We start from the raw sequence: 22078 nt of genomic DNA, 5'->3' as shown, positions 1-22078 counted from the left end.
GCGGAATTCACCGGACGCCTCACGGGTTCACCTCAAGAGACGACTGACGAAAGGCTGGAACACGGTGTCAGACCCGACGGATCTCTACCGGCTCAGCGATGACATCCCTGAGCTGACCGATCCGGTGCTGCTCTACCACTTCGACGGTTTCGTGGACGCCGGCGCCGCGGGGCGCCTCGCCGTCGGCCATCTGCTCGCCGAGCTGGAGCACCGGGTCATCGCGACGTTCGATGTGGACCGCCTGCTCGACTACCGCTCCCGGCGGCCGGTGATGACGTTCGACACCGACCGGTGGTCCGACGTGGAGAGCTCCGAGCTCGTCCTGCGACTGGTCCACGACACCACCGGCACGCCGTTCCTGCTGCTGACCGGCCCCGAGCCCGACTTCCAGTGGGAGCTGTTCGTCGCGGCCGTCGGGACGCTGGTCACCCGGCTGGGCGTGGGCACGCTGGTGACCGCGCACGGCATCCCGATGGCGGCGCCGCACACCCGCCCGCTGGGCGTGACGAGCCACGCCACCCGCCCCGAGCTGGTCTCCGGCCGGACCAGCGTCTTCGGCGAGGTGCGGGTGCCGGGCAGCGTCGCCGCGCTGATCGAGTTCCGGCTGGGCGCCGAGGGGCACGACGCCCTGGGGCACGCGGTGCACGTCCCGCACTACCTCGCCCAGGCGGAGTATCCCGCGTCCGCGGTGACCGCCCTGGAGGCGATCACCGGCAGCACCGGCCTGGTGTTCCCGCTGGAGGGCCTGCGCGAGGCCGCCGCCAAGACCGACGTCGAGATCGCCGAGCAGATCGAGGCGTCCACCGAGCTGTCCACCGCCATCAGCGGCCTGGAGCAGCAGTACGACGCCTTCGCCGCCGGTTCCGAACGCGGCAACCTGATCGCCGAGCCGTCCGAGATGCCCACCGGCGACGAGCTCGCCGCCCAGTTCGAGGCGTTCCTCGCCGAGCGGGACGAGCGGCACGGTGACTGACACGGTGACTGACGCGGCGGCTGACGCGGCGACCGCCACGACGGCCGGCACCACGACCGCCACGGCGACCGGCACCACGACCACCACGGCGACCGGCGCGACGGCCGACCCGGAGACGGGCCGGTGACCGGCGCGACGGCCGGCCTGCGCGTCGGGCTGGTCGGCTACGGCGTGGCCGGGGCGTTCTTCCACGCCCCCCTGATCGCCGCGACGCCGGGCCTGCGCCTGTCCGCGGTGGTGACCGGGAACCCGGAGCGGGCCGCCGAGGTGCGCCGCAGGTACGGCGCGCGGGCGGTGGGCGACGCCGCGGAGCTGTGGGAGGAGAGCGACCTGGTGGTGGTCGCCTCCCCCAACCGCACCCACGTGCCGCTGGCGCGGGCCGCGCTGGAGGCGGGCCTGCCGGTGGTGGTGGACAAGCCGCTGGCCGGGACCGCGGCGGAGGCCCGCGACCTGGCGCGGCTGGCGCGCGAGCGCGGCCTGATGCTGACGGTCTTCCAGAACCGCCGCTGGGACGGCGACTTCCTGACCGTCGAGCGGCTGGTCTCCTCCGGGGAACTCGGTGAGGTCACCCGGCTGGAGTCCCGGTTCGAGCGCTGGCGTCCCGTCCCCAAGGGCGGCTGGCGCGAAGCCGGCGGCGCCGAGGAGCTCGGCGGCCTGCTGTACGACCTGGGCAGCCACCTGGTGGACCAGGCCCTGCGGCTCCTCGGCCCGGCCGTCGAGGTCTACGCCGAGTCCGAGGTGCGCCGTCCGGGCGTCGCCTCCGACGACGACACCTTCGTCGCCCTCACCCACGCGGGTGGCGCCCGCTCCCACCTGTGGGTCAGCTCGGTCGCGCCGATGCCCGGCCCCCGTTTCCGTGTTCTGGGCTCCCGGGCGGGATACGTCAAGCACGGCCTGGACGTGCAGGAGGAACGCCTGCGGGCGGGCGCGGACCCGGGCTCCCCCGGCTTCGGCGAGGAGCCGGAGGAGCGCTGGGGCGCCCTGGGCGCCGATGCCGGCCACCGCCCGGTACGCACCGAGCCGGGCGCCTACCTCGACTTCTACCGGGGCGTGGTGGCGTGTCTGCGCGAGGGCGCCCCTCCCCCGGTGGAACCGGAGGAGGTGGCCGGGGTGCTCGCCGTTCTGGAGGCCGCCCGGCGGTCGGCGACCGAGCACCGCGTCGTCCCGCTCTGAGCCCTCCAGGGACCGTCCGGCGGCCGAGCACCGCGTCCGTCCCGTTCCGAGCCCTCCGGAGAGGTCAGTCGCGCAGGCGCGAGCGCAGGGTCTCGGAGTCGCGGCCGGTCCATCCCTTGGACTCCAGCCACGCCATCGGGCCGCCGAAGCGGTCGTCCAGGACGTGCAGGAACTGCCGGAGATACTCCGGCCGGGGGCGGTGGTCGTCGGCCGGGCGGGAGTCGAGGTCGTCGCGGTAGGTGGCGCTGGAGCGCAGGCGGGCCATGATGCCCTCCAGGCGGTCACCGGTGGCGACGTAGTCGGCGACGATCGCCTCCCGGGTCGCCCCGGCGACCTCCAGGGCCAGGGCGCAGACGACGCCGGTGCGGTCCTTGCCCGCCGCGCAGTGCACGACGGCGGCGCCGTCGTCGTGGGCCATGGCCCGCAGGGCGGCCACCACGGCGTCGGGCCGGTCGCGCAGGTAGCCGTAGTAGAAACCGGTCACCCGCAGCTCGGCGAGGTCCTCCTCCCCGCGCTCCTGCCAGGGCAGCACCCGCGCGCCGTCGATCGCCGTGTCGGCGTCGACGTCGGTGTTCCCGCCGCTCTCGGCGAACAGCGTGTGGTGGTGGATGTTCACCTCGGGGACGGCCGTGAGCGGTCCGGGCCCCTCCAGCGACACCTCGGCGACCGAGCGCAGGTCCACGACGTGGCGTAGCTTCAGCTCGCCGACCAGCAGCTCGACATCGCGCCCGGTCAGTCCCTGCAGGTTGTCGGACCGGTAGACCCGGCCGAATCGTGTGGTCCCGCCGTCCACCGTCGCGAGCCCGCCGAGGTCGCGAACGTTGACGGCACCTTCAAGATCGATCCATCGCGTCAGTTCGTTCATCATTGGGAGCCTATACGGCGGAATATGTCCGCGCAGGGAACAACCAGTGCCTCTTGTCGTAAATGTCGGACCGTATCCCCGGAGTCCAGACCGAAGGGCACGGCCAATATGTTGATCGGGTGCTTTCCGTATCCCTCGACACCGTCCGTGTCTTCCTTCATGTACTGGCCGCCACCGTCTGGGTCGGCGGGCAGCTCACCCTCGCCTTCCTCGTCCCCTCGCTCCGCACGGCGGGCGAGGGGGTCACCGGAACCGCGGCCCGCGCGTTCAACAGGGTCGCCTGGCCGGCGTTCGCCGTCCTGGTCGCGACCGGCGTCTGGAACATGCTCGCCGTCGACGGCGGCGACCCGGCCTACAAGACCACCCTGCACGTGAAGCTGGCGGTCGTGGTGATCTCCGGTGTGACGGCGTTCCTGCACGCCCGCGCCCGCGGCCGGGGCGCGATGGCCGCCTTCGGGGCGCTCAGCGGCCTGTCCGCGCTGGCCGCGCTGTTCCTCGGTGTGCTGCTGGGCTGACATCCATAGGAGCATCCCGCCCCCCACGCGCCATCGGGGCCGGCCCTTCTGCGCCACCGGGACCGGCCCTTCGGCATCACGGGATCCGGCCCCTCGGGGTGACGGAGGGCCGGCCCGCCTCCCGTGCGGTGACGGACGGGAGGCGCCCGGACGCGACGCACCCGGACGTGACGCACCCGGACGTGACGGCCCGCCTCACCTCTCCTCCGCCTTCTCACCCTCCCCTTCGGGCTCCTCCGCGCGGCGCAGCAGTTCGAGGGTGCGCGCCGTCCCCGACCGGTTGCCGAGGCCGCGATAGACGTCCAGGGCGCGGCGGAGCCGGGTGATCGCCTCCGGACGGTCCCCCGCCTCCAGGTGCGCCTCGCCGAGGTACCGCAGGCTCCTGGCCAGCCACCAGCGGTCGCCCAGCTCCTCGAAGTCGTGGATCGCCCGCCGGAACGCCTCCTGAGCCTCCCCGGTACGGCCCAGCCGGCCCAGCGCCCGGCCGGCCGACAGCTCCGACCGCGCCACGCCCCAGGAGTCGCCGAGCGCGGCCAGCATGTCCGTGGCCCGCCGTACGAAGGTCAGCTCGCGCAGGCCGTCGGCCGGGTTGCCCACCTCGCCGGCCGCGCGCAGGCACCTGGCCTCCTCCCACAGCTCGTCCCTCAGCCGGAAGATCTCCGCCGCCCGCTCCAGACTGAAACCGGCCCGCGCGAAGTCCTTCTCGGCGGCCCGGATCTCCCCGCGGGCGTGCAGCGCCCGCGCGGTCGCACCGAGCACCTCGCCGTAGACCCGCAGCGTCTGGGCCTCGGAGTAGCGGTTGCCGTCGTGCTTGAAGACCGCCAGCGCCTCCTCCAGCAGAGCCCCCGCCTCCTCCGGGCGACGCTGTGCCAGCCGGAGCTCGGCGAGGTTCCGCTGGGTCCTGGCCGACCACCAGCGGTCGTCCTCCGCCTTGAACGCGGCGACCGCCTCGATCAGGTGGCTCCGCCCCCGGTCGAGGTCGCCCTCGTTGAACAGGGTCATGCCGACCGTGCGCATCGCCCGGGCGGCCCACCACGGCTCCCCCAGCTCCCGGAAGATCTCCAGCGCCCGCCCGGCGTCCGCCCCGGCCGCCCGGTGACCGCCCTGCCCGCTGGTCACCGCCGCCCGGTCCAGCAGCGCGATGCCCGACGCCCGCCGGTCCCCCATGTGGTCCGCCGCCTCGCACACGATCTCGGCGACCGCCCGCCAGTCGGACCAGTAGGCCCGCAGCGAGTGGCACAGCGAGCAGAAGGCGCGGCCCAGTCTCCAGGCGAGCTCCCACAGCTCCAGACTCCTGGCCTGGTGGATCAGCGCCACCAGGGTGAGCCGCTCGGCGTTGAGCCAGTCGGCCGCCGACGCCTGGGCCTCCTTCGCCGCCGCCGCTCCGGTGTTCCTGCCGCCGCGGCCCCAGTCCTGCGGCCAGCGTGCCACGGCCGCCGCCTCCGCGCGACGGAGGTAACCGGACAGGACCCGCTCCACGGCCGCCCGGCGGTACGCCTCGTCGTCACCGGAGACCGCGATCTCACGGGCGAAGATCCGGACCAGGTCGTGCAGGCGGTAGCGCATCACCCCGGAGAAGTCGACGCCGGAGCATTCCGCGAGCTGGGCGTCGACGAGCGCCTCCAGCTGGTCGGCCCCGTCCGGCTCGGAGGTGGCGAGCAGCTCTCCCGCGACCCAGCCGGGCACGTCGGGGGCGGTGAGCAGGCTGAGCGTCCGCAGCAGCCGCCGCTGCAGACCGGTGCAGTCGTCATAGCTGAGCTGCAGGGAGGCGCGGACGCTGCGGTCCAGCGGCCTTCCGGGGAGTTCGAGCTGGCCCAGGCGGCGGCGCTCGTCCCGCAGCCGGCCGGCCAGCTCGCGCAGCGTCCAGTTCTCCCGGGTCGCCAGGCGTCCGCCGCAGATGCCGATGGCCAGCGGCAGGCGATCGCACATGTGGACGATCTCCTGGGCCGACTCCAGATCGGCGGCGACCCGGTCGTCTCCCGCCAGCCGGGCGAGCAGCTCCACGCCCTGCGCCTCGCTGAACTCCGAGAGCCGCTTGTCGTGGGCGTTGAGCAGGAACAGCGGCTGCCGCGAGGTGACCAGGACCGCGCAGCCCGGCTCGGCCGGGATGAGGTCCCTGACCTGCTCGCCGTCATGGGCGTTGTCCAGGCCGATCAGGATGCGTCTGCCCTTGGTCCAGGTCAGCCAGAGTCTGCGCAGCTCGGTGAGGCCGCCGGGGTCGGTGGTGAGCCGTACCCCCAGCGCCCGCAGGAAACCGATCAGCACCTCCTCGGGCCCGACCGGCGCCTCGACCGTGCCGCGCAGGTCGGCGTGGAGGCGCCCGTCGGGGAACCGCCCGGCGATCTCGTGCCCGAACCTGGCGATGAGCGTGGACTTGCCGACCCCGGCTCTGCCGTACACCGACACGACCAGCGGCGCGGCGTCCTCCCCGGGGTCGCGGGACCGCCTGCGGGCGGCGAACACCCCGCGCAGCTCCGTCAGCGACTCGCTCCGCCCGGTGAAGTGCGCCGGGACCGGCGGCCACTGGTCGGGCGGACGCCAGGACGGGCCCTCGTCGCCGGCGGTCTCCCGCTCCCGCGGGCCGGCCGTCGCCCAGGTGAGCAGCCCCACCAGGAGGCCCGCCAGGGCGGTGACGCCGATCTCCACGCCGACCGGCAGCGTCCAGACGTCCAGCGAGGTCGCCAGGAAGCTGGCCGTCGCGGCGACGGTCCCGGCGGCGGCGGGCGCCGCCAGCGGGGCCCGCCGCCGGCGCGGCCGGGGCGTGCGGTCATCGGGGTGGTGGTCGGGCGCGTCGGCCGACCCGGGCATCCGTACCTCCGGGGGAAGGGGGCTGCGGCGCGGCGGCGGGTCCTGCCGTCCCGCCGCCGCGGGGACTACAGGCCGGCCACGTGGCAGGTGGCCGTGGCGGTCCTGGCCGGGTCGCTCTCGGAGACTGCGGTCAGGGTGACCTTCGCCAGGCGGCTGCCGCCGTCGGCCCGCACCGCGTCGACGGTCACCGAGGTCCCGCGGCCGAAGTCCGCGGTCGCGAGCGAGTTGGGCAGCGAGGCCGTCCAGCCGCGGCCCTGGACGGTGGCCGACAGCCGGTAGACGTCGCCGCCGAGGTACGCGCGCACGTCCTCGGGGTGCCCGGCGCCGGTCCCGGCGGCCCGGCCGGTGTTGAACAGCGGGAACCGGCAGCTCGACAGGCCCTTGCCCGCCGGGACGCCGGCGGCCGGGAGCAGCCGCACGCCGCGCCGCTGCGGTCCCGCGCCGTCCAGGGAGCGGACCGCGACCTTGTAGGACAGGACGCCCGCCGCGTCGCGGCGCAGGTCGAGGACGTAGAAGTGGAGCCGGTTGGCCTCGTCCACGTACTCGAACTCCGAACCGGAACCGGTGCCCGCGTGGAACAGCGCGTCCGACAGCTGGCGGTAGTCGCCGATCGTGATGGGCACGGCGGTGCCGTCGGGCAGGACGTAGTCGGTCATGCCGATGTCCTGCGGGTTGGCGTCGACGACCCACTCGAACGGCGCGCGGTCGGCGTTCTTGGTCTTGGCCAGCAGCACGCCCGAGTCGGGGGTGAAGGAGTCGGCGCCCATCCGGTCGACGACCTCGACGGTGTAGTTGTCGTAGCCGCCGCCGTCGCACATCGGGTCCTTGGCGGCGTCGCAGGCCGGGGCGCGGTCGCCGTCGCCGAAGGCGATGTTGATCCCGGACAGGCCCTTCGGCCCCGGCTGCGCCACCCGGGCGGTCACCTCGGCGATGACCAGCCCTGAGCCGGCGAGCGCCCCGCGCGACAGGCGCAGCACGTTGCGCTCGTCCACCATCTCCAGCTTGATCTTGTTGCGGAGCATGTGCTGGGCGCCCATGGAGCCGCCCCCGGTGGGCGGGATCAGCCAGCGGCTGTGCGGCCCGCCGGGGCCGTTGAAGCTGCCGCGGCTGAGCATCTCCCAGATGCCGGTGTAGGAGCGCCGCGGCGGCACGCCGAAGGGGTTGTTGTAGTTGTCGCCGATGCCGAGGATGTGGCTGAGCTCGTGGGCGTAGACGCCCTGGCCGGAGCTCTCGGCCTGGGTGGACGAGCCGCCCCCGGCGTTGGGCCAGATGGAGGCGGCCGACGCCCAGGAGGTCCAGTCGACGTAGCGGGTGTCGGCCCAGTTGGGCAGGTTCGGGTCGGGCGGGCCGAAGTCGTCGGTCACCGCCTCCTTGGCCGGGAACTTCATCTGGCCGAACTCCTGCCAGGTGGACGACTCGTCCTGACCGGCGCTCAGGAAGAAGACGAAGTCGAACCCGGCGGGCACCTCGGCGCCCTCGGCGGCGGCCCAGGCCGCCCTGCCGTCGGTCCGGATGTTGCGGTCGCAGGTGTCGCCGGCCGGGCAGGCGCCGTCGCCCTGGAACTCCATGCCGTACTCGTGCGACTTGCCGGGCATCAGGTAGGGGCCGAAGGCCGTCAGGTCGACGCCGTAGCGGCCGCCGGAGTCCTCCATCCAGTACTCGTGGATGGTGTGGCCGCGGTTGAGCGGGCCGGGGGTGTTGAGGAAGTCCTTGTAGAACCGGGCGACCTTGTCACGCGGAATGTCGTGCGCCTCGGCGCTGGGATTCTTGAACACGGTCGAGCCCTGGGGCCGGGTGACCACGAACGGCTGGTCGGGGTAGTCGAGCAGGACCAGCGCGCCGCGGAAGGTCCGCTTGGACCCCTTGACCGCGGGATCGGCCCAGTCGGCGCCGGGGGGCCGGGTGTAGTCGGCCCACGTCATGTGGTCCGGGTTCTTCCAGTTCTGCGGGTCGATCGGGGCGGGGAGGCCGCGCTTGGCGCGCAGCGCGGTGGTGGAGTCGCCGGAGCCGGCGGGGGCGTCCCGCTGCCAGGGCTGGGTCCGGGGCCATTGGTCCAGGCGCCAGGGGGTCGCGGGGTCGGCGGCGGAGGTGACGTGGGCGGCGGCCCGGTCGGCGGGGTCGGCGGATGCCGGGGCCGAGGCGAGGCCGACCGGGATCAGCACCGCCGCCGCCACGAGCGCTTTGAACAACCGTGGGGGGTGAGTCACGACAGACGACGCTATAGACCGCCCCGCCGTAGATCAACGGTCCGCCCCGCACTCCCCCGTACGCGAACGGTTCACCGTCCCCGCGCCCCCGCGCGAACGGCCTGCCGCCTCGCACCTCCCGTACGTGAGCGGCCCGCCGTCCCGGAGGGAGGACGGCGGGCCGCCGCCGCGCCCTCGGTTCCCAGGAGGGTGCGACGTCTCAGCGCGGTCACCCGGACCGGACCGCGTTCACGATCACGGCCAGGAAGACCAGCGTGACCGCCCCGACCAGCGTCATGCCGCGGACCGCCGACCACGCCGCCGACTTCGCGTCCGCGATCTTCGCGGCGGCCTCAGCCGCCGCGCTCACCGCCTTGCCCCATCCGAGCCAGGCGTCCACCGTCCGCTGGAAGCGGCGGCCGACGAAGAACACGACCGTCGCGATCAGGACGAGGATCAGGACCCGACCGTCCGAACTCTCCACGGAGAAACCCCCAACCGGGACAAGTGCAGGTAAGTTACTCTGTGCATTCTATCGATTACACAAACGACAGGGAAGGTCATCGCCGCGTCTCCGCCCCCCGTATCGCGAACCACAGGAGCCCGTACCGCCGGAAGGACCCCGGGCGGCGATCCCCCCGCGCGGGGCCGTCCAGGCCGCCACGGAGGCCCCGGGGACGATACGCCCAGGTCAGAGCACCCGCAGTGCCAGCAGGCAGATGTCGTCGGTGGCGCGCTCCCCGCCGAGCTGCCGCAGGACGCAGACGAGGTTCTTCTCCGGGTCGGTCTCGGTGCAGCGCCCGGCGGCTTCGAGGATCGCGTTCAGGCCGATGTCCAGGCTGTGGCCGCGGTGCTCCACGACGCCGTCGGTGTACAGCAGCAGCAGGTCGCCCCGGGCGAGCTGCGTCGTGGTCAGGGTGTATTCCATGTTCTCGAACGCGCCGAGCATGGTGCCGTTGCTGGTCTCCAGGAAGACGGCCTTGCCGTCGCGGACGAGGACGGGCGGCAGGTGGCCCGCCGAGACCCACTCCAGGGTGCGGGCGGCGGGGTCGAAGTGGCCGATGACGGCGGTGCCGGTGACGGTGATGTTCTGGTTGGCGTGGAAGGCGAGCTCGTTGAGCCATCTGGCGAGCTGGTCGGCCGGGGCCCCGGTGTAGGCGAGGCCGGCGAGGCCGCTGCGCATCTGGGCCATGAGGCTGACGGCGCTCAGGCCGTGACCCATGGCGTCGCCGATGGCCAGCAGCACCCGGCCGTCGGGCAGCTGACGGGCCTTGAACCAGTCGCCGCCGAGGCTTTCGAGCTCGCCGCTGGGCGAGTACCTCACGCCCATGCGCAGGCCGGGCAGGTCGAACACGCCGCGGTGGGTGGGCATGATCGTGTCCTGGAGGGCGAGCGCCACCCGGCGCTCCTCGTCGGCCCGGCGTCCGGCCTGGAGAGCCTGGTCGCGGGCCTCGGCCAGTGCCCTTTCCCGGCGGCGGTCGGCCGTGACGTCCTGGGCCATGGCGCGGACGGCGAACGGGAAGCCGGACCCGTCGAGAACCGGCTCGGCGACCAGGCGCAGGTGCCGGATGCCGTGCCGGTGCTGGACGCGGAACTCCTGCTCGACCGACTCCCGGTGCTCCAGCAGGACGCGCACCACCTCCTCCACGGCGCCCAGGTCCTCCTCCACGACCGTTTCGGGGAGCTGGTCGAACGGCAGGGGCCCCTCCGGCACCTCCCGGCCGAACATCTCGTACATCGGGAGGGTCCAGATGGTCCGGCCGCTGGCCAGGTTCCACTCGGCCCAGCCCAGACCGGCGATCCGCTGGGCGCGTTCCCAGCCGGTGATGAGGCGCTCCTCCTCGTTCAGCTCCTGCCAGGTGAACAGCACCCCGTCGGCGAGCCGGCTCACCCGGACGCTGATCGAGCGCGGCCACAGCCGGTCTTCCCTGACCCCGACGTACTCGAACGGTCCCCGCTGGAACGGCTCCCCCGTCTCCAGGACCCGGATGTACTCCTCCAGCAGCCCGGCGCGCATCACCCCCGGGGCGTACTCCAGGAGCCGGCGTCCCCGGGAGGACGGAAGGGAGCGGCCGGTCACCCCTTCGACGCCCTCGGTGGTCGCGACGATGAGGAAGTCCACCACCCGGCCCGTCTCGTCGGTGACCGGGCTCAGGTACATGGCGCACAGCGGCATCGCCTCCATGACGGGGGTCACCCATTCCGGCGCGGTCACCCCCGGCGGCTCCGGCGGCGTCCCGGTCCGTTCGTCCACGGACCGGGCCACCTCCAGCAGGTCCACCCCGCTCTCGTGCGACAGCCGGGCCAGGTGGGCCGCGGCCTCCTCCGGCCGCACGTTCATCCGTACGGCGAGGCGGGACGTCGCCTGGTCGAGGACCGCCGCCCGGCGCATGCGCCGCCTGATCAGCTCGATCCTGTCGCGCACCAGCGCCTGGGCGGCGGCCCGGCGTTCACCGTCCCCCTGGTCGGGAATCGCCATTCCACCTCCCGGGTCCGATTACCAGCCTGGCGTCAGGATGGTCATAAGGAGGTTGGACAAACTTATAGATATCCCTCCAATAACTCCTCAGTGCTCAACGATGTCCCTTTGCCGAAAGAAGAACTCCGACATGCCCGGCCGCGATCATCCACGGCTTCCGCGCCCCGCCGCGCCGAACGTCCGATACGCGGATCACAGGCGGTCGGCGCGGCCGCTCCCGCCGCTCCGGGAGCGGCCGCGCACATGAACCTTGACACGCACCCGCAACAAGTCCGTTATGTCCAGAGGTTGACCTTGAATGGCGATATGCGGGACCCTCCCTGAGGGTCCCGACCCGTCTCACCCGGAGCCGCCAATGAACAACCTGGCCTCTCCCGTACTCGTTGGACGCACCTCTGAGCTGCGGGTTCTGATCGAGGCGATGGCCCGCCCGCCGGCCGTGGTGCTGGTGGAGGGAGAGGCCGGCATCGGGAAGACCCGGCTCGTCCACGCCGCGCTGGACCGTCTCGTGTCCGGCGACCGGCCCGTCCTCCTCGGCTACTGCCACCAGATCCGCGAGCCCTTCCCGTACGGTCCCGTGGTGGAGGCGCTCCGCGAGGTCGCGGGCCGGCTGCCGGCGGCCGAGGTCCTCAACCCGGTCACCGGCGTGCTCCGCGACTACCTGCCCGAACTGTCGCACGCGCTCCCGCCGCCACCACCGCCGCTGAATGATCCGCGGGCCGAACGGCACCGGCTGTTCCGCGCGATGCGCGCCCTGCTGGCGGCCGTCGGACCGGCCCTGCTCGTGATCGAGGACCTGCACTGGGCCGACGACGGGACGCGGGACCTGCTGCGGTTCCTCGCCGACCAGCCGCCCGAGGGACTGACGGTGGTGGCGACCTACCGGCGGGAGGACCTGAACACGCCGGGCCTGCCGCTCGGCCGTGCCTACCGGCGCCCTCCGGGCACGACGAGCCTGGTGATACCGCTGCGGCCGCTGGACGCCCCGGAGGTGAACAGCCTGGCCTGCGCGCTGCTGGACCGCTCCGCACTGCCGCCCGCCTTCGTCGCGCGGCTGCACGAGCACACGGCGGGCATACCGTTCGTGGTGGAGGAGGTCGTCCGCTCCCTGCCCGACGCGGAGGGGCCCGAAGCGCTGGATCGCGCCGGGGTGCCGCTGCTGCTGCGTGAGGCGATGGCCGAGCAGATGGCCGGTCTGCCCGCGGCGGCGGTGAGCGCCGCGCAGGCGGCGGCGGTGCTGCGGCTCCCCGTGGACGAACGGCTGATCGCCGCGGTCAGCGGGGCCCCCGCCGGGCTGGGCCAGGCGCTGCGCGCCGGCGTGCTCCGTGAGCATCCCGGCGGCCGCTACGGCTTCCGCCACGCCCTCGCCCAGCAGGCCGTTTACGACGCGATCCCGGGTCCGGACCGCCGCCTGGCGCATGAGCGCGCGATGGCCGCGCTCGCGGCGGTGACCCCTCCGCCATTGGTCCAGCTGGCCTTCCACTCCCGGCAGGCCGGGGACATCGGCGCCTGGCTGCGCCACGGCAGAGCGGCCGCCGACCGGGCGGCCGCGCTCGGCGACACCGCCCTGGCGGTCGAGGTGCTCGACGGCATGCTCGCCGATCCCGACCTGCCCGCGCCCGAGCGCGGCCCCCTCTCGCTGGCGCTGAGCCGCCTGGCGGCGACCGGGCTGTCGTACCAGCGGGTGGTGCGGCTGCTGCGCCGCCTGCTGCGGGACGACTTCCTCGCCCGCGAGGTGCGCGGCGAGGCACGTCTCAACCTCGGACTGATGCTGTCCAACCAGGCGGGCGACATCCCCGCCGGACGCCCCGAGGTCCTGGCCGCCGTCGCCGAGCTGCACGACCGGCCGACGTTGGCCGCCCGCGGCTGGGCCAGCCTCGCGCTGCCGGAATGGGGGACCGAGTCGCTGGCGACGCACGCGGAGTGGATGGCCCGCGCCGAGGCGCTCGTCGCGATCACCGACGACCCGGAGCTGGCGGCAGCGGTCCTGGCCAACCGCGCCTCGTTCGAGATGTCGATCGGCTCCCGGGACGCGTTCGCCATCGCCGCCACGCTGCCCGTCTCCGACCCGTCCGTGGCGGTCCGGCGACAGGTCGCCCGCGGTTACTGCAACCTTCACGACTCGGCGACCACGCTGGGCCATTACACCGCGGCGGAGGAGTTCGGCAGGCAGGGGCGGCGGCTGGCCGCGGAGACGGGGGTGCTGTTCCCCGCCTACACCGTCGATGTCGCGACGGTCCGCAGGCGTTGGCTGACCGGCCGGTGGGAGGGGCTCCGTGACCAGGCGATCGCCCTGGTGGAGCTGGCCACGGAGGCCCCGCTGATCGCGGTGGACGCCTGGCTGGTGCTGGGGCTGCTCGCCCTGGCCACCGGTGAGTGGGAGGAGGCCCGCAAGTGCCTGTACAGCGCCGGCATGGACGCGCCGGACGCACGCTTCCTGCCGATCGCGGTGGCCGCCGCGGGCGGCCTGATAGAGCTGCACCTCGCCCGCGGCGCGCTGGAGGACGCGGTCACCGAGGCCGTGCAGGCGGCCGCCCGGATGCGCCGCAAGGGGGTGTGGGCCTGGGGCGCCGGCCTGATCCCCTCCGCCGTCACCGCGCTCGCCCAGGCCGGGCGCGTCCAGGAGGGGGCCGAGCTGGTGACCGAGTTCGCCGACGGGATCACCGGCCGTCTCGCCCCCGCCGCGCACGCCGCACTCGACCACGCCCGGGGCGCGCTGGTCGCCGACCGGCGGCCGGACGAGGCCGCGGACTTCTTCGCCCGCGCCCGGGAGGCGTACGCGGCCCTGCCCCAGCCCTACACCGCGGCGCGGGTGGGCGAGAGCGAGGCGCGCGCCAGGCTCGCCCTCGGCGACCGCTCCGCCGCCGCGGCCCTCGCCGAGACGGCGGAGCGGTTCGGCGAGCTCGGCGCCACCCACGACGCCGCGCGCTGCCGGCGCGCGCTGCGCGACCTCGGTGTGGAGTCCCCGCTGCCGCGGGGCCGCAAGGGCAACGCCGGCGCGCTGTCGCAGCGGGAGAAGGAGGTGGCCCGGCTGGTCGCGCTCGGCCGGACCAACCGGGAGATCGCCGACGTTCTGTTCCTGTCGACGCGCACGGTCGAGACCCATGTCGCCACCGTGCTGCGCAAGCTCGGCCTGCGGTCGCGCACCGAGGTCGCCCCGCCCGTCTGAACGCGCCCGGCCCGCGCGTCGCCCCGTCCGCCTCCGGGGACGGCACCCGTCCGTCGTCTCCGGCCCGGAGACGACGGACCGGAGACGACGGGGCCCCCGGGGCCGATCGCTCGGTCCCGGGGGCGTCTTCCGTTCGTGGGCCGGGCACTCAGACGGTGATGCTCCACCAGTCGAGTTTGCCGGTGTCTCCCGGATACAGGTCGTCGACCTCCAGGACCCACTGTCCGGCCGCCCGCTGAGCGACCGGGACCGTGTAGGTCCGTGTGCCGTACGGGGTGCAGATGTAGCCGCCGCTGGCCTGGAGCGGATACCACAGCCCGTTCGGGCCGCGGAGCCACAGTTGGAGGTCCTCGGCGCAGGGGTGGTTCATCGTGACGGTCACCTTGACGGGCGACGCCGCCGAGCCGGTCGCGGTGGAGGTGATCGGGCTCAGGACGGTGCCGTAGTCGTAGACGGTGTAGTCGGTGTCGTTGCGGAACGTGCGGCCACCCGAGGTGCCCTGCACGGTCAGCGTGTACGTCGAGGTGCGGGTGGCGGCCTCACCGGTGCCGGTCACCGTAACCTGGTAGGTGCCGGAGGGCGTCGCGGCCGTGGTGGCGATGGTGAGGGTGGACGAGCCGCCCGAGGTCACCGACGCCGGGTTGAAGCCGGCCGTGGCGCCGGTGGGCAGACCCGACGCGGACAGGCTGACCGTCTGCGCGGTGCCCGCCGTGGTGGCGGTGGAGACCGTGGCGGTGGCCGCCTGGCCCGCCTGGACCGTCCCCGAGGACGGGTTCATGGAGATCGAGAAGTCACGGCTCGTGGTGGTGCCCGTCGCGAGCTTCCAGATCGCGTACGCCGAGGCGTCGGCGGCCCGGTCCAGGACGGTGTCGTTGATGTTGCTCGTGGTGTCGCACGACTGGTGGTAGCAGGGGTCGTACGCCTGGCCCGCCGTACCGCCCCACTTGGCGGCCTGGGCCGAGGTCTTGGTGGCGCTGGCGCCGGCCGCCACGCCGGAGGTGGCGATCCCCGCGTTCCGGAACGGCGCGTCGTCGGACCGGTTGGCGCCCTCGGTGTTCTCCTCGGGCTGGAGGTTCAGGCCGTCGTAGAAGGCCTTGAGATACTGGGCCGCCTCGGTGTTGATGTTGTTGATGAAGTAGCCGCCGTTGGTCGAGGCCACCATGTCGTAGTTGTGGTAGACCTTGATCTTGCTGCGCTCGGTGGAGCTGAGCGAGTTGACGTAGAACTGGGCGCCGTTGAGGCCCTGCTCCTCGTCGGTCCACCAGCCGAACCGCACGTGCTTGGCCATCGTCGGGTTCTTCGCCGCCAGCGTCAGCGCGACCTCCAGCAGCGCCGACGAGCCCGAGCCGTTGTCGTTGATGCCCGGACCGGCCGAGACGCTGTCCAGGTGCGCTCCGGCCATGACGACCTGGTTCGCGTCTCCGCCGGGCCAGTCGGCGATCAGGTTCGGCCCGGCCCCGGAGGTGCAGACGGAGGTGCAGGACTGCCGCACCACGGTGTAGCCGGCGGCGGTGAGCTTCTGCTCGATGTAGGACACCGACGCGGTGTAGCCGGCGCCCGTGGACCTGCGGGTACCGCCGTTGGCGGTGGCGATGCTCTGGAGCTGCTGCAGGTGGGTCTTGACGTTGGCGAGGCTGATGTCCGGCGGGTCGGTCGGGGCGGGCCCCCCGTTGCCGACCGTCAGGGTGTAGGACGCCGTGTGCGTGCCCGACGTGGCGGAGCCGGTGACCGTGACGGTGTACGTCCCGGCCGGCGTCGACCCGGCGGTGCCGATGGTCATGGTGGAGGTGCCGCCCGAGGTCACCGACGCCGGGCTGAAGCTCGCGGTGGCGCCCGCCGGCAGGCCGGAGGCGGTGAGGGCGACCGCCTGCGCGCTGCCCGAGGTGGTCTGCGTGCCGACGGTCGAGGTGACCTGCTGGCCGGGCTGCGCCGTGCCCGCGGCGGGGCTCAGCGTCAGGGAGAAGTCGTTGCCCGTCGCGGCGCAGGTCGGCTCACCGGTCTGCACCGGCACGCTGACCGCGTTCCAGGCCGCCTTGGTGGCTGCGCACTCGGGGCTGCCGTCGCCGTACAGCTCGACCGCCGCCGACAGCGACGCCAGCCTGGCGTTGGTGTACTTCCAGGTCGAGGTCTTCCGCATCAGCGCGCCCATGAAGATCTTTCCGGCCTTCTGGATGCCGATGCCGGTGACCGAGGAGGGCCCGCCGGAGCAGATCGGGCTGTTCGGCTTGCCGCCGCCCGGCGCGGAGCCCTCGGCCAGCAGGTAGAACCAGTGGTTGAACGGGCCGGCCGCGGCGTGCACCTCGGTGCTCGAGATCGAGGAGGACCAGCAGTTGGGGTCGCCCACCTTGGACGGGTCGTACATGTACCGGATCGGGCCGTCGCCGACGAGGTCCACCTTCTTGCCGACCTCGTAGTCCGGCGGGTCGTTCGGGTTGTTGGCGTATGCCTCGGTGAGCGCGCCGAAGACGTCGCCGACGGCCTCGTTGAGGCCGCCGTTCTCGTTGCCGGAGCCGGTGCCACCGGGGGTGTTCTGGAAGATGGCGTGGCCGAACTCGTGGGCCACCACGTCGATCGACGTGGCCTGGCGCTGGTTGTCCTGCGTGTGGCCGAAGTTGGTGGTGCTGCCGTCCCAGTAGGCGTTGACGTCGCTGAGCCCGACCTTGGCCGGGAAGCCGCCGCCGCTGCCGTTGATGCCGTTGCGACCGAGCCAGTCGCGCAGCATGTCCCATTCCTTCTGCACCGAGTAGAGCGCGTCCACGCACGCGGTCTCCAGGTTCGTCCCGGAGCCGTTGCCCCAGGCGTCGTCGGTGCCGGTGTAGGCCGAGCCGTTCTGCCCGCCGCAGCGGATGCCGCTGCGGGTCGGGTCGGTCATCGAGTACGAGCTGCCGGAGCCGCTCGTGGAGATGGTGACCTGGCCGTAGTAGTAGCCGTTCCCGGTGCCCGCCCGCACCTCGTCGTAGGCGTCGGCGATCTCGCCGGTGCGCGCGTCGACGAACACGTGCTGCCTGCTCGGCTTGCCGCCGGCGACGCCGGAGACCAGGGCCTCCCATGCGAGGCGCGGCTTGGCGCCCCAGGCCAGGACCACCAGGCGCGGATCGGCGCTGTCGTCGACCCGGGTCAGCCGGCTCTTCGCCTTGGCACGGGCGTCCTCGGCGGTCACCTTCGGAGAGGTCGGCACCTTCGGGGTGGCGCCGGAGGCCGCCGCGGTGTCGCGCACCTTCCCCGCGGAGTCGGTGATCACGACCGCGTCGCCGCCCACCACGGGCAGCCCCTTGTAGGTGCGCTCGTAGACGACGGAGTACATGCCTTCGGAGCCCGGCACCACGGCGGTGCGCCGGTAGATCTCGTCGGGCCCCTTGCGCAGCTCGTCCAGACCGCTCGCGACGGCCTGGTCGGCGGCGGCCACGGCGAGCTGGGGCGGGTCGGCGAAGGAGCGGACGTGAAGAGAGCGGGCATGGTCGGCCGGTCCCGGGGAGGGTTTGGCGGCCGCCGGTGAGGAGGGTGCCACCGCGGCCACCACGGCCAGGCCGAGGGTGGCCGCGAGTACGGCTCTGCGTCTCACGCGTGTTCCTTTCGGTCGGTCTCCCGCGCCGCGGCCGCCCGCGCGCGGGCAGGGGAGGGCGGCGGCTCCGCAGGCGGGGATCACCCGGCGGCGGGGCACGGCGGGAGGCGAGGGGGTGAGGGAGACGGGGGGTGGAAAGGAGAGGGGCGGCGCGGTGCGGCGCCCCGTTCCGTGACCCTAGGTCCGCGGTCGGGCGCCGAACATCCGTAGCGGCATCCGTATGCCTACCGAAAAAGCGGGCGGGAGCATGGCGGCGGGCGAAGCCCGGAGACCCGCAGCCGCAGACCCGGAGCCGGACCCGGACCCGGAGCCGGAGCCGGAGCCGGAGCCGAGGATCATCGAGCCAGGGGATCATCGGGCCGGAGCCCCCGGACCGGAGCCCCCGGACCGGGATCTCCGGGTCGAGGCGAAGCCTTCCGGCCGGGGCGAGGCCGTACCGGCGATGCGGTCCCGGGGGCCGAAGCCGTACGCTCTCGTCATGCTGAACACCCGCTACGCGCGCTCTGGAATGGTCTGCACGGTCGATCACCTCGCCTCGGGGGCGGGACTGGCGATGCTGGAGCGGGGCGGCTCGGCGGCCGACGCGGCGATCGCGGCCAACGCCGTGCTGGCGGTGACCGCGCCTCACCTGTGCGGGCTGGGCGGCGACCTGTTCGCGCTCGTCCACGACGGCCCCGGGGCTCCGGCGGCGCTCAACGCCTCAGGCCGGGCGGGTTCCGGCGCCGACCCGGACCGGTTGCGCGCCGAGGGGCACGAGCGGATGCCGCACCGCGGGGACATCCGCTCCGTCCCGGTGCCCGGCTGCGCCGACGGCTGGCTGGCTCTGCACGAGCGGTACGGCAGGCTGACCATGACCGAGGTGCTGGCGCCCGCGATCGAGCACGCCCTCGCCGGATTCCCCGCCTCCCCGCTGATGGTGCCGTCCCTGGAGACCGTCGGCCCCCTGCACCACGACTTCGCCACCGCCCGCCGTACCGGGGACCTGATCAGGCGGCCCGGCGTGGCGCGAGCGATGGAGGCCCTCGCCGAGGGGCGCGAGGGGTTCTACCTCGGCGAGTTCGGTGAGGGACTGATCGCCCTCGGCGAAGGCGAGTACACCGAGGACGACCTGGCCAGGGACAACGCCGACTGGGTCGAGCCGCTCAGGGTCCGCGCGCTGGGCCACGACATGTGGACCGCGCCGCCGAACTCCCAGGGCTACCTGCTGCTGCTCGCACTGGCCGTCGCCGAGGAGCTCGACCTGCCCGCCGACCCGACCGACCCCGTCTGGGCGCACCTGCTGGTGGAGGCCGCGCGGGTGGCCGGGCACGACAGGCCCGACGTGTTGTTCGAGGGCTGCTCCGTCGAGACGGCGCTCGCCTCGGCCGCCGAACGCCGGAAGATGATCGACCGGAACAGGAGGGTCGCGGTGCGTGACCTCACCTCCTCCGGCGACACCACCTACCTGTGCGCGGTGGACCGCGAGGGCATGGGCGTCTCGCTGATCCAGTCCAACGCCTCCGGCTTCGGCAGCTACATCTTCGAGCCGCACACCGGCATCAACCTGCAGAACCGCGGCATCGGCTTCTCCCTGGAGCCCGGCCATCCCGCCGAGTACGGTCCCGGCCGCCGACCGCCGCACACCCTCGTCCCCGCGCTGATCACCCGGACCGACGGGTCGCTGCGCTCGGTGGTGGGCACCATGGGCGGCGACGCCCAGCCGCAGATCCTGCTGCAGATCATCACCCGCCTGCTGGTCCACGACCAGGCCCCCGGGCAGGCCGTCGCCGCCGCCCGCTGGCGGCTGGCCTCGGGCGGCACCGGCTTCGACACCTGGCTCGCCCCCGACCACGCGACGGTCGAGGTGGAGGAGGGCGCCCCGTGGGGCGGGGGCCTGGGCGAGCGCGGCCATCCCGTCCGCTCCGCGCCGTACGGATCGTCGTTCGGCCACGCTCACCTGATCGACGTGCTGCCCTCGGGCATCCTCGCCGGGGCGGCGGACCCGCGCTCGATCATCGGGGCCGCCGCGGGCGTCTGACCGCGCCTCGCGCCGCGAGCGGCGCGGCCGGCGCCGGAGGAGCGGCCGGCGCCGGAGGAGTGGTCAGCGCCGGAGGAGTGGTCAGCGCCGGAGGAGTGCGGCCAGGGCGTGCAGGTCGTCGACGACGTGGTCGGCCTCGGCCGCCTCGGGCCGGGCGGCGTGCAGGTGGCCCCACGGGCCGCGGCGGATCAGCGCGGTCCGCATGCCCGCCGCGCCGGCCGGGCGGACGTCGTTGTCGAGCCGGTCGCCCACGTAGAGGATCTCCTCCGGCTCGCGGCCCGACACCGCGACGACCTTGGCGAAGAACTCCGGGGCCGGCTTGGCCACGCCCCAGCCGTCGGAGGTGTGGATCGCGTGGACCGGCAGGTCCATCGCGGTCAGCGCGTCGTACGCCTGCGGAGGCTGGTTGCCCGCGATGATCAGCTCGTACCCGAGGTCGCGGAGCGCGGCCAGGCCGGGCCGTACGTCGGGGTAGAGGTCGTCGGCGTCGAAGTTCACCCGGAGCCCGTCGGGGTCGTCGCGCTTCCACGCCTCCTGCTCGGCCTCCAGGTCGAAGCCTGGCCGCAGCAGCTCGAAGACGTCGGAGTGCGGCCGGTCGAGGGCGGCCATGCCGCCCAGCATGCCGAGCAGCGTGAACCGGGTGACTCCGAGCCGGTCGGCCCAGCGCGACCAGATCCGCGTCTCGTCGATCAACGTCTCCCCGACGTCGAACACCACCGCCCGAACCATGACATATCCCCTTTCGACAGGCCGGACCGATCCTAGACGAGCGGGCATCGGGTCGTTCGTCTAGGAGAACGGCGGTTGCCCCATCATCGCCGATCGCCCCGCCGCCGCCGGTCGCCTCCTCGCTGCCGGCCGCACCGTCACCGCCGGCCGCCTCCTCGCCGCCGGCCGTATCGTCACCACCGGCCGTACCGCGCCTTCACCGCGCGCCGGGCCTCACGGCGGCGGACCGGTGACGAGCACGCGCGGCTCCCTCCCCGGCACGCCTTCCGGAGGGCGCTCCCCGCGCCGCGGAGGAGTTCCGCGATCCGCCCGGAATGATCTCCCGCGGAATGTCAAGAACGCGTCAGCGGCTCCGACCTACCGGCGGGAGTGCCCACCGGGGCGCTCTCCGCACACGACAGAGGAGCACGGCATGCGCAAGATCATCTACTGGGTCCACGCGTCGCTCGACGGCCACATCGAGGGGCCGAACGGCGAGTTCGACTGGGCCGCCATGGGACCGGAGCTGTCCGCCCACTCCATGGCACTCAGCGAGCGGGTGGACACCTTCCTCTACGGGCGCCCGGTGTGGGAGATGATGTCGGGCTTCTGGCCGCACGCGGAATCGATGTCGGACGATCCGCACGACCTGGCGTTCGCCCCCATCTGGCGGAGGACCCCGAAGATCGTCTTCTCCACGACCCTCGAAGCGGCCGACTGGGACGCCCGGGTCATCGGCGGCGACCTCGCCGGGGAGGTCACCGCGCTGAAGCGGCAGCCGGGCCGGGACATGCTGCTCAACGGCGGCGCGAGCCTCGGAGCCGCCCTCGGCGGGCTCGGCCTGATCGACGAGTACCAGGTCATCGTCCACCCGGTCGTCCTCGGCGGCGGCAGGCGGTTGTTCCCCGAGACGAAGGACCGCCTCGGTCTGCGGCTCATCGAGTCGCGGATCCTCGACTCGCGGGCCGTCCTGCTCCGCCATGAGCCCGCCGCGCCCTCCGAGTGACAGGGACGCGCGTCGGCGGCGTGACGGGGCGGGCCGGGGTGTCCTGTTAGCGTGACGGGGTGAGCAAGGTCTTCCTGGAGCCGTCCGAGTGGTACGCCACACTGCCCAGCGTGTTCACCTCGGCCGCCGTGCTGGTCACCGACGCCGACGACCGGGTCCTGCTGGTCAAGCCGAACTACCGGCCGGGCTGGAGCCTTCCCGGCGGGATCGTCGAGAACGGTGAGGCGCCGCACGACTGCGCCGCGCGCGAGGCGATGGAGGAGCTGGGCGTGCCGGTCGAGGTGGGCGGGCTGCTCGTGGTGCACTGGTCGCCCCCGGCCGGGGACCGCCCCCGCTCCATGGTGAACTTCCTGTTCGACGGCGGCGTGCTGGACGACCCGTCGCGCATCCGGCTGCAGGCCGACGAGCTGGACGACGCGGCGTTCCTGGCCTGGGACACCGCCGTCACACTGCTGCCGGAGGTCAGCGCGCCGCGCCTGCCCGCCGCCCGCCTGGCCCGCCGCGAGCGGCGCGCCGTCTACCTCCCCGGCGGCGCCCCCACGGGCGGGTGAGCCGTCCCACCCGCCCGGCCGGCGGATGCCCCCACCGGTCCGGACGGCCGGCTTGACCGTCTGCCC

General features: G+C 73.7%; 15 protein-coding genes. 8 read left to right on the top strand and 7 right to left on the bottom strand.

Annotated features, from left to right (window positions below; genetic code table 11):
- Window positions 1-64 precede the first annotated feature (64 nt).
- From ACFYSC_RS24025 to ACFYSC_RS24015, 3 genes are read left to right on the top strand one after another with little or no spacing between them, the layout of a single operon-like run.
- Window positions 65-973, top strand: coding sequence for a PAC2 family protein (locus ACFYSC_RS24025; protein ID WP_362935312.1), 909 nt, complete (start codon window positions 65-67; stop codon window positions 971-973).
- On the top strand, window positions 966-1100 hold the full coding sequence (locus tag ACFYSC_RS24020) for a hypothetical protein (RefSeq protein ID WP_389965602.1): 135 nt from the start codon (window positions 966-968) through the stop codon (window positions 1098-1100). The genes ACFYSC_RS24025 and ACFYSC_RS24020 overlap by 8 nt, the downstream gene beginning before the upstream one ends.
- Window positions 1097-2146, top strand: coding sequence for a Gfo/Idh/MocA family oxidoreductase (locus ACFYSC_RS24015; RefSeq protein WP_389965599.1), 1050 nt, complete (start codon window positions 1097-1099; stop codon window positions 2144-2146). The genes ACFYSC_RS24020 and ACFYSC_RS24015 overlap by 4 nt, the downstream gene beginning before the upstream one ends.
- Window positions 2147-2210: 64 nt before the next feature.
- Here the strand turns inward: ACFYSC_RS24015 and ACFYSC_RS24010 are convergent, their stop codons facing one another.
- Entirely contained in the window at window positions 2211-3011 is an 801-nt protein-coding gene (locus tag ACFYSC_RS24010; protein ID WP_362935321.1) for a tyrosine-protein phosphatase, read from the bottom strand.
- A gap of 119 nt (window positions 3012-3130) precedes the next feature.
- On the opposite strand from ACFYSC_RS24010, the gene ACFYSC_RS24005 reads away from it, so the two are divergent.
- Entirely contained in the window at window positions 3131-3526 is a 396-nt protein-coding gene (locus ACFYSC_RS24005) for a hypothetical protein (RefSeq protein ID WP_362935324.1), read from the top strand.
- Between the two features lie 195 nt (window positions 3527-3721).
- On the opposite strand, the gene ACFYSC_RS24000 is transcribed toward ACFYSC_RS24005, so the two are convergent.
- From ACFYSC_RS24000 to ACFYSC_RS23985, 4 genes are all read right to left on the bottom strand, one after another.
- Window positions 3722-6334 carry a tetratricopeptide repeat protein gene (locus tag ACFYSC_RS24000; protein ID WP_389965595.1) on the bottom strand — a complete coding sequence of 871 codons (2613 nt, stop codon included), beginning with the start codon at window positions 6332-6334 and terminating at the stop codon, window positions 3722-3724.
- Window positions 6335-6399: 65 nt separating this feature from the next.
- Window positions 6400-8541, bottom strand: coding sequence for a M6 family metalloprotease domain-containing protein (locus tag ACFYSC_RS23995; RefSeq protein ID WP_389965592.1), 2142 nt, complete (start codon window positions 8539-8541; stop codon window positions 6400-6402).
- Window positions 8542-8749: 208 nt separating this feature from the next.
- Complete coding sequence (locus tag ACFYSC_RS23990) at window positions 8750-9004, bottom strand: hypothetical protein (protein ID WP_362935333.1); 255 nt, start codon at window positions 9002-9004, stop codon at window positions 8750-8752.
- 207 nt (window positions 9005-9211) lie between these two features.
- Window positions 9212-10999 (bottom strand): SpoIIE family protein phosphatase, encoded by a 1788-nt coding sequence (locus tag ACFYSC_RS23985; protein ID WP_389965588.1) that lies wholly within the window; start codon window positions 10997-10999, stop codon window positions 9212-9214.
- A 355-nt stretch (window positions 11000-11354) separates the two neighbouring features.
- Here ACFYSC_RS23985 and ACFYSC_RS23980 point away from each other — a divergent pair, with 355 nt between their 5' ends.
- Window positions 11355-14168: an ATP-binding protein gene (locus tag ACFYSC_RS23980; protein ID WP_389965585.1), complete on the top strand. Its 2814-nt coding sequence runs from the start codon at window positions 11355-11357 to the stop codon at window positions 14166-14168.
- Window positions 14169-14316: 148 nt separating this feature from the next.
- Here ACFYSC_RS23980 and ACFYSC_RS23975 read toward each other — a convergent pair whose 3' ends face one another.
- Window positions 14317-17730 carry a M28 family peptidase gene (locus ACFYSC_RS23975; protein ID WP_389965582.1) on the bottom strand — a complete coding sequence of 1138 codons (3414 nt, stop codon included), beginning with the start codon at window positions 17728-17730 and terminating at the stop codon, window positions 14317-14319.
- Between the two features lie 478 nt (window positions 17731-18208).
- On the opposite strand from ACFYSC_RS23975, the gene ACFYSC_RS23970 reads away from it, so the two are divergent.
- On the top strand, window positions 18209-19747 hold the full coding sequence (locus tag ACFYSC_RS23970) for a gamma-glutamyltransferase family protein (protein WP_389965579.1): 1539 nt from the start codon (window positions 18209-18211) through the stop codon (window positions 19745-19747).
- Between the two features lie 81 nt (window positions 19748-19828).
- On the opposite strand, the gene ACFYSC_RS23965 is transcribed toward ACFYSC_RS23970, so the two are convergent.
- Window positions 19829-20476: an HAD family hydrolase gene (locus ACFYSC_RS23965; RefSeq protein WP_389965576.1), complete on the bottom strand. Its 648-nt coding sequence runs from the start codon at window positions 20474-20476 to the stop codon at window positions 19829-19831.
- Window positions 20477-20888: 412 nt separating this feature from the next.
- Between ACFYSC_RS23965 and ACFYSC_RS23960 the strand changes: the two genes are divergently transcribed.
- On the top strand, window positions 20889-21461 hold the full coding sequence (locus ACFYSC_RS23960; protein WP_389965573.1) for a dihydrofolate reductase family protein: 573 nt from the start codon (window positions 20889-20891) through the stop codon (window positions 21459-21461).
- A 59-nt stretch (window positions 21462-21520) separates the two neighbouring features.
- The gene (locus ACFYSC_RS23955; protein WP_389965570.1) at window positions 21521-22012 is read left to right on the top strand and encodes an NUDIX domain-containing protein; all 492 of its coding nucleotides are present in this window, start codon (window positions 21521-21523) and stop codon (window positions 22010-22012) included.
- Window positions 22013-22078 lie beyond the last annotated feature (66 nt).

Origin of the sequence: Streptosporangium sp. NPDC004379 (genome assembly GCF_042873875.1) — a bacterium.
Taxonomy (GTDB): Bacteria; Actinomycetota; Actinomycetes; order Streptosporangiales; family Streptosporangiaceae; genus Streptosporangium.
This window is presented reverse-complemented; position numbering and strand designations above follow the sequence as displayed.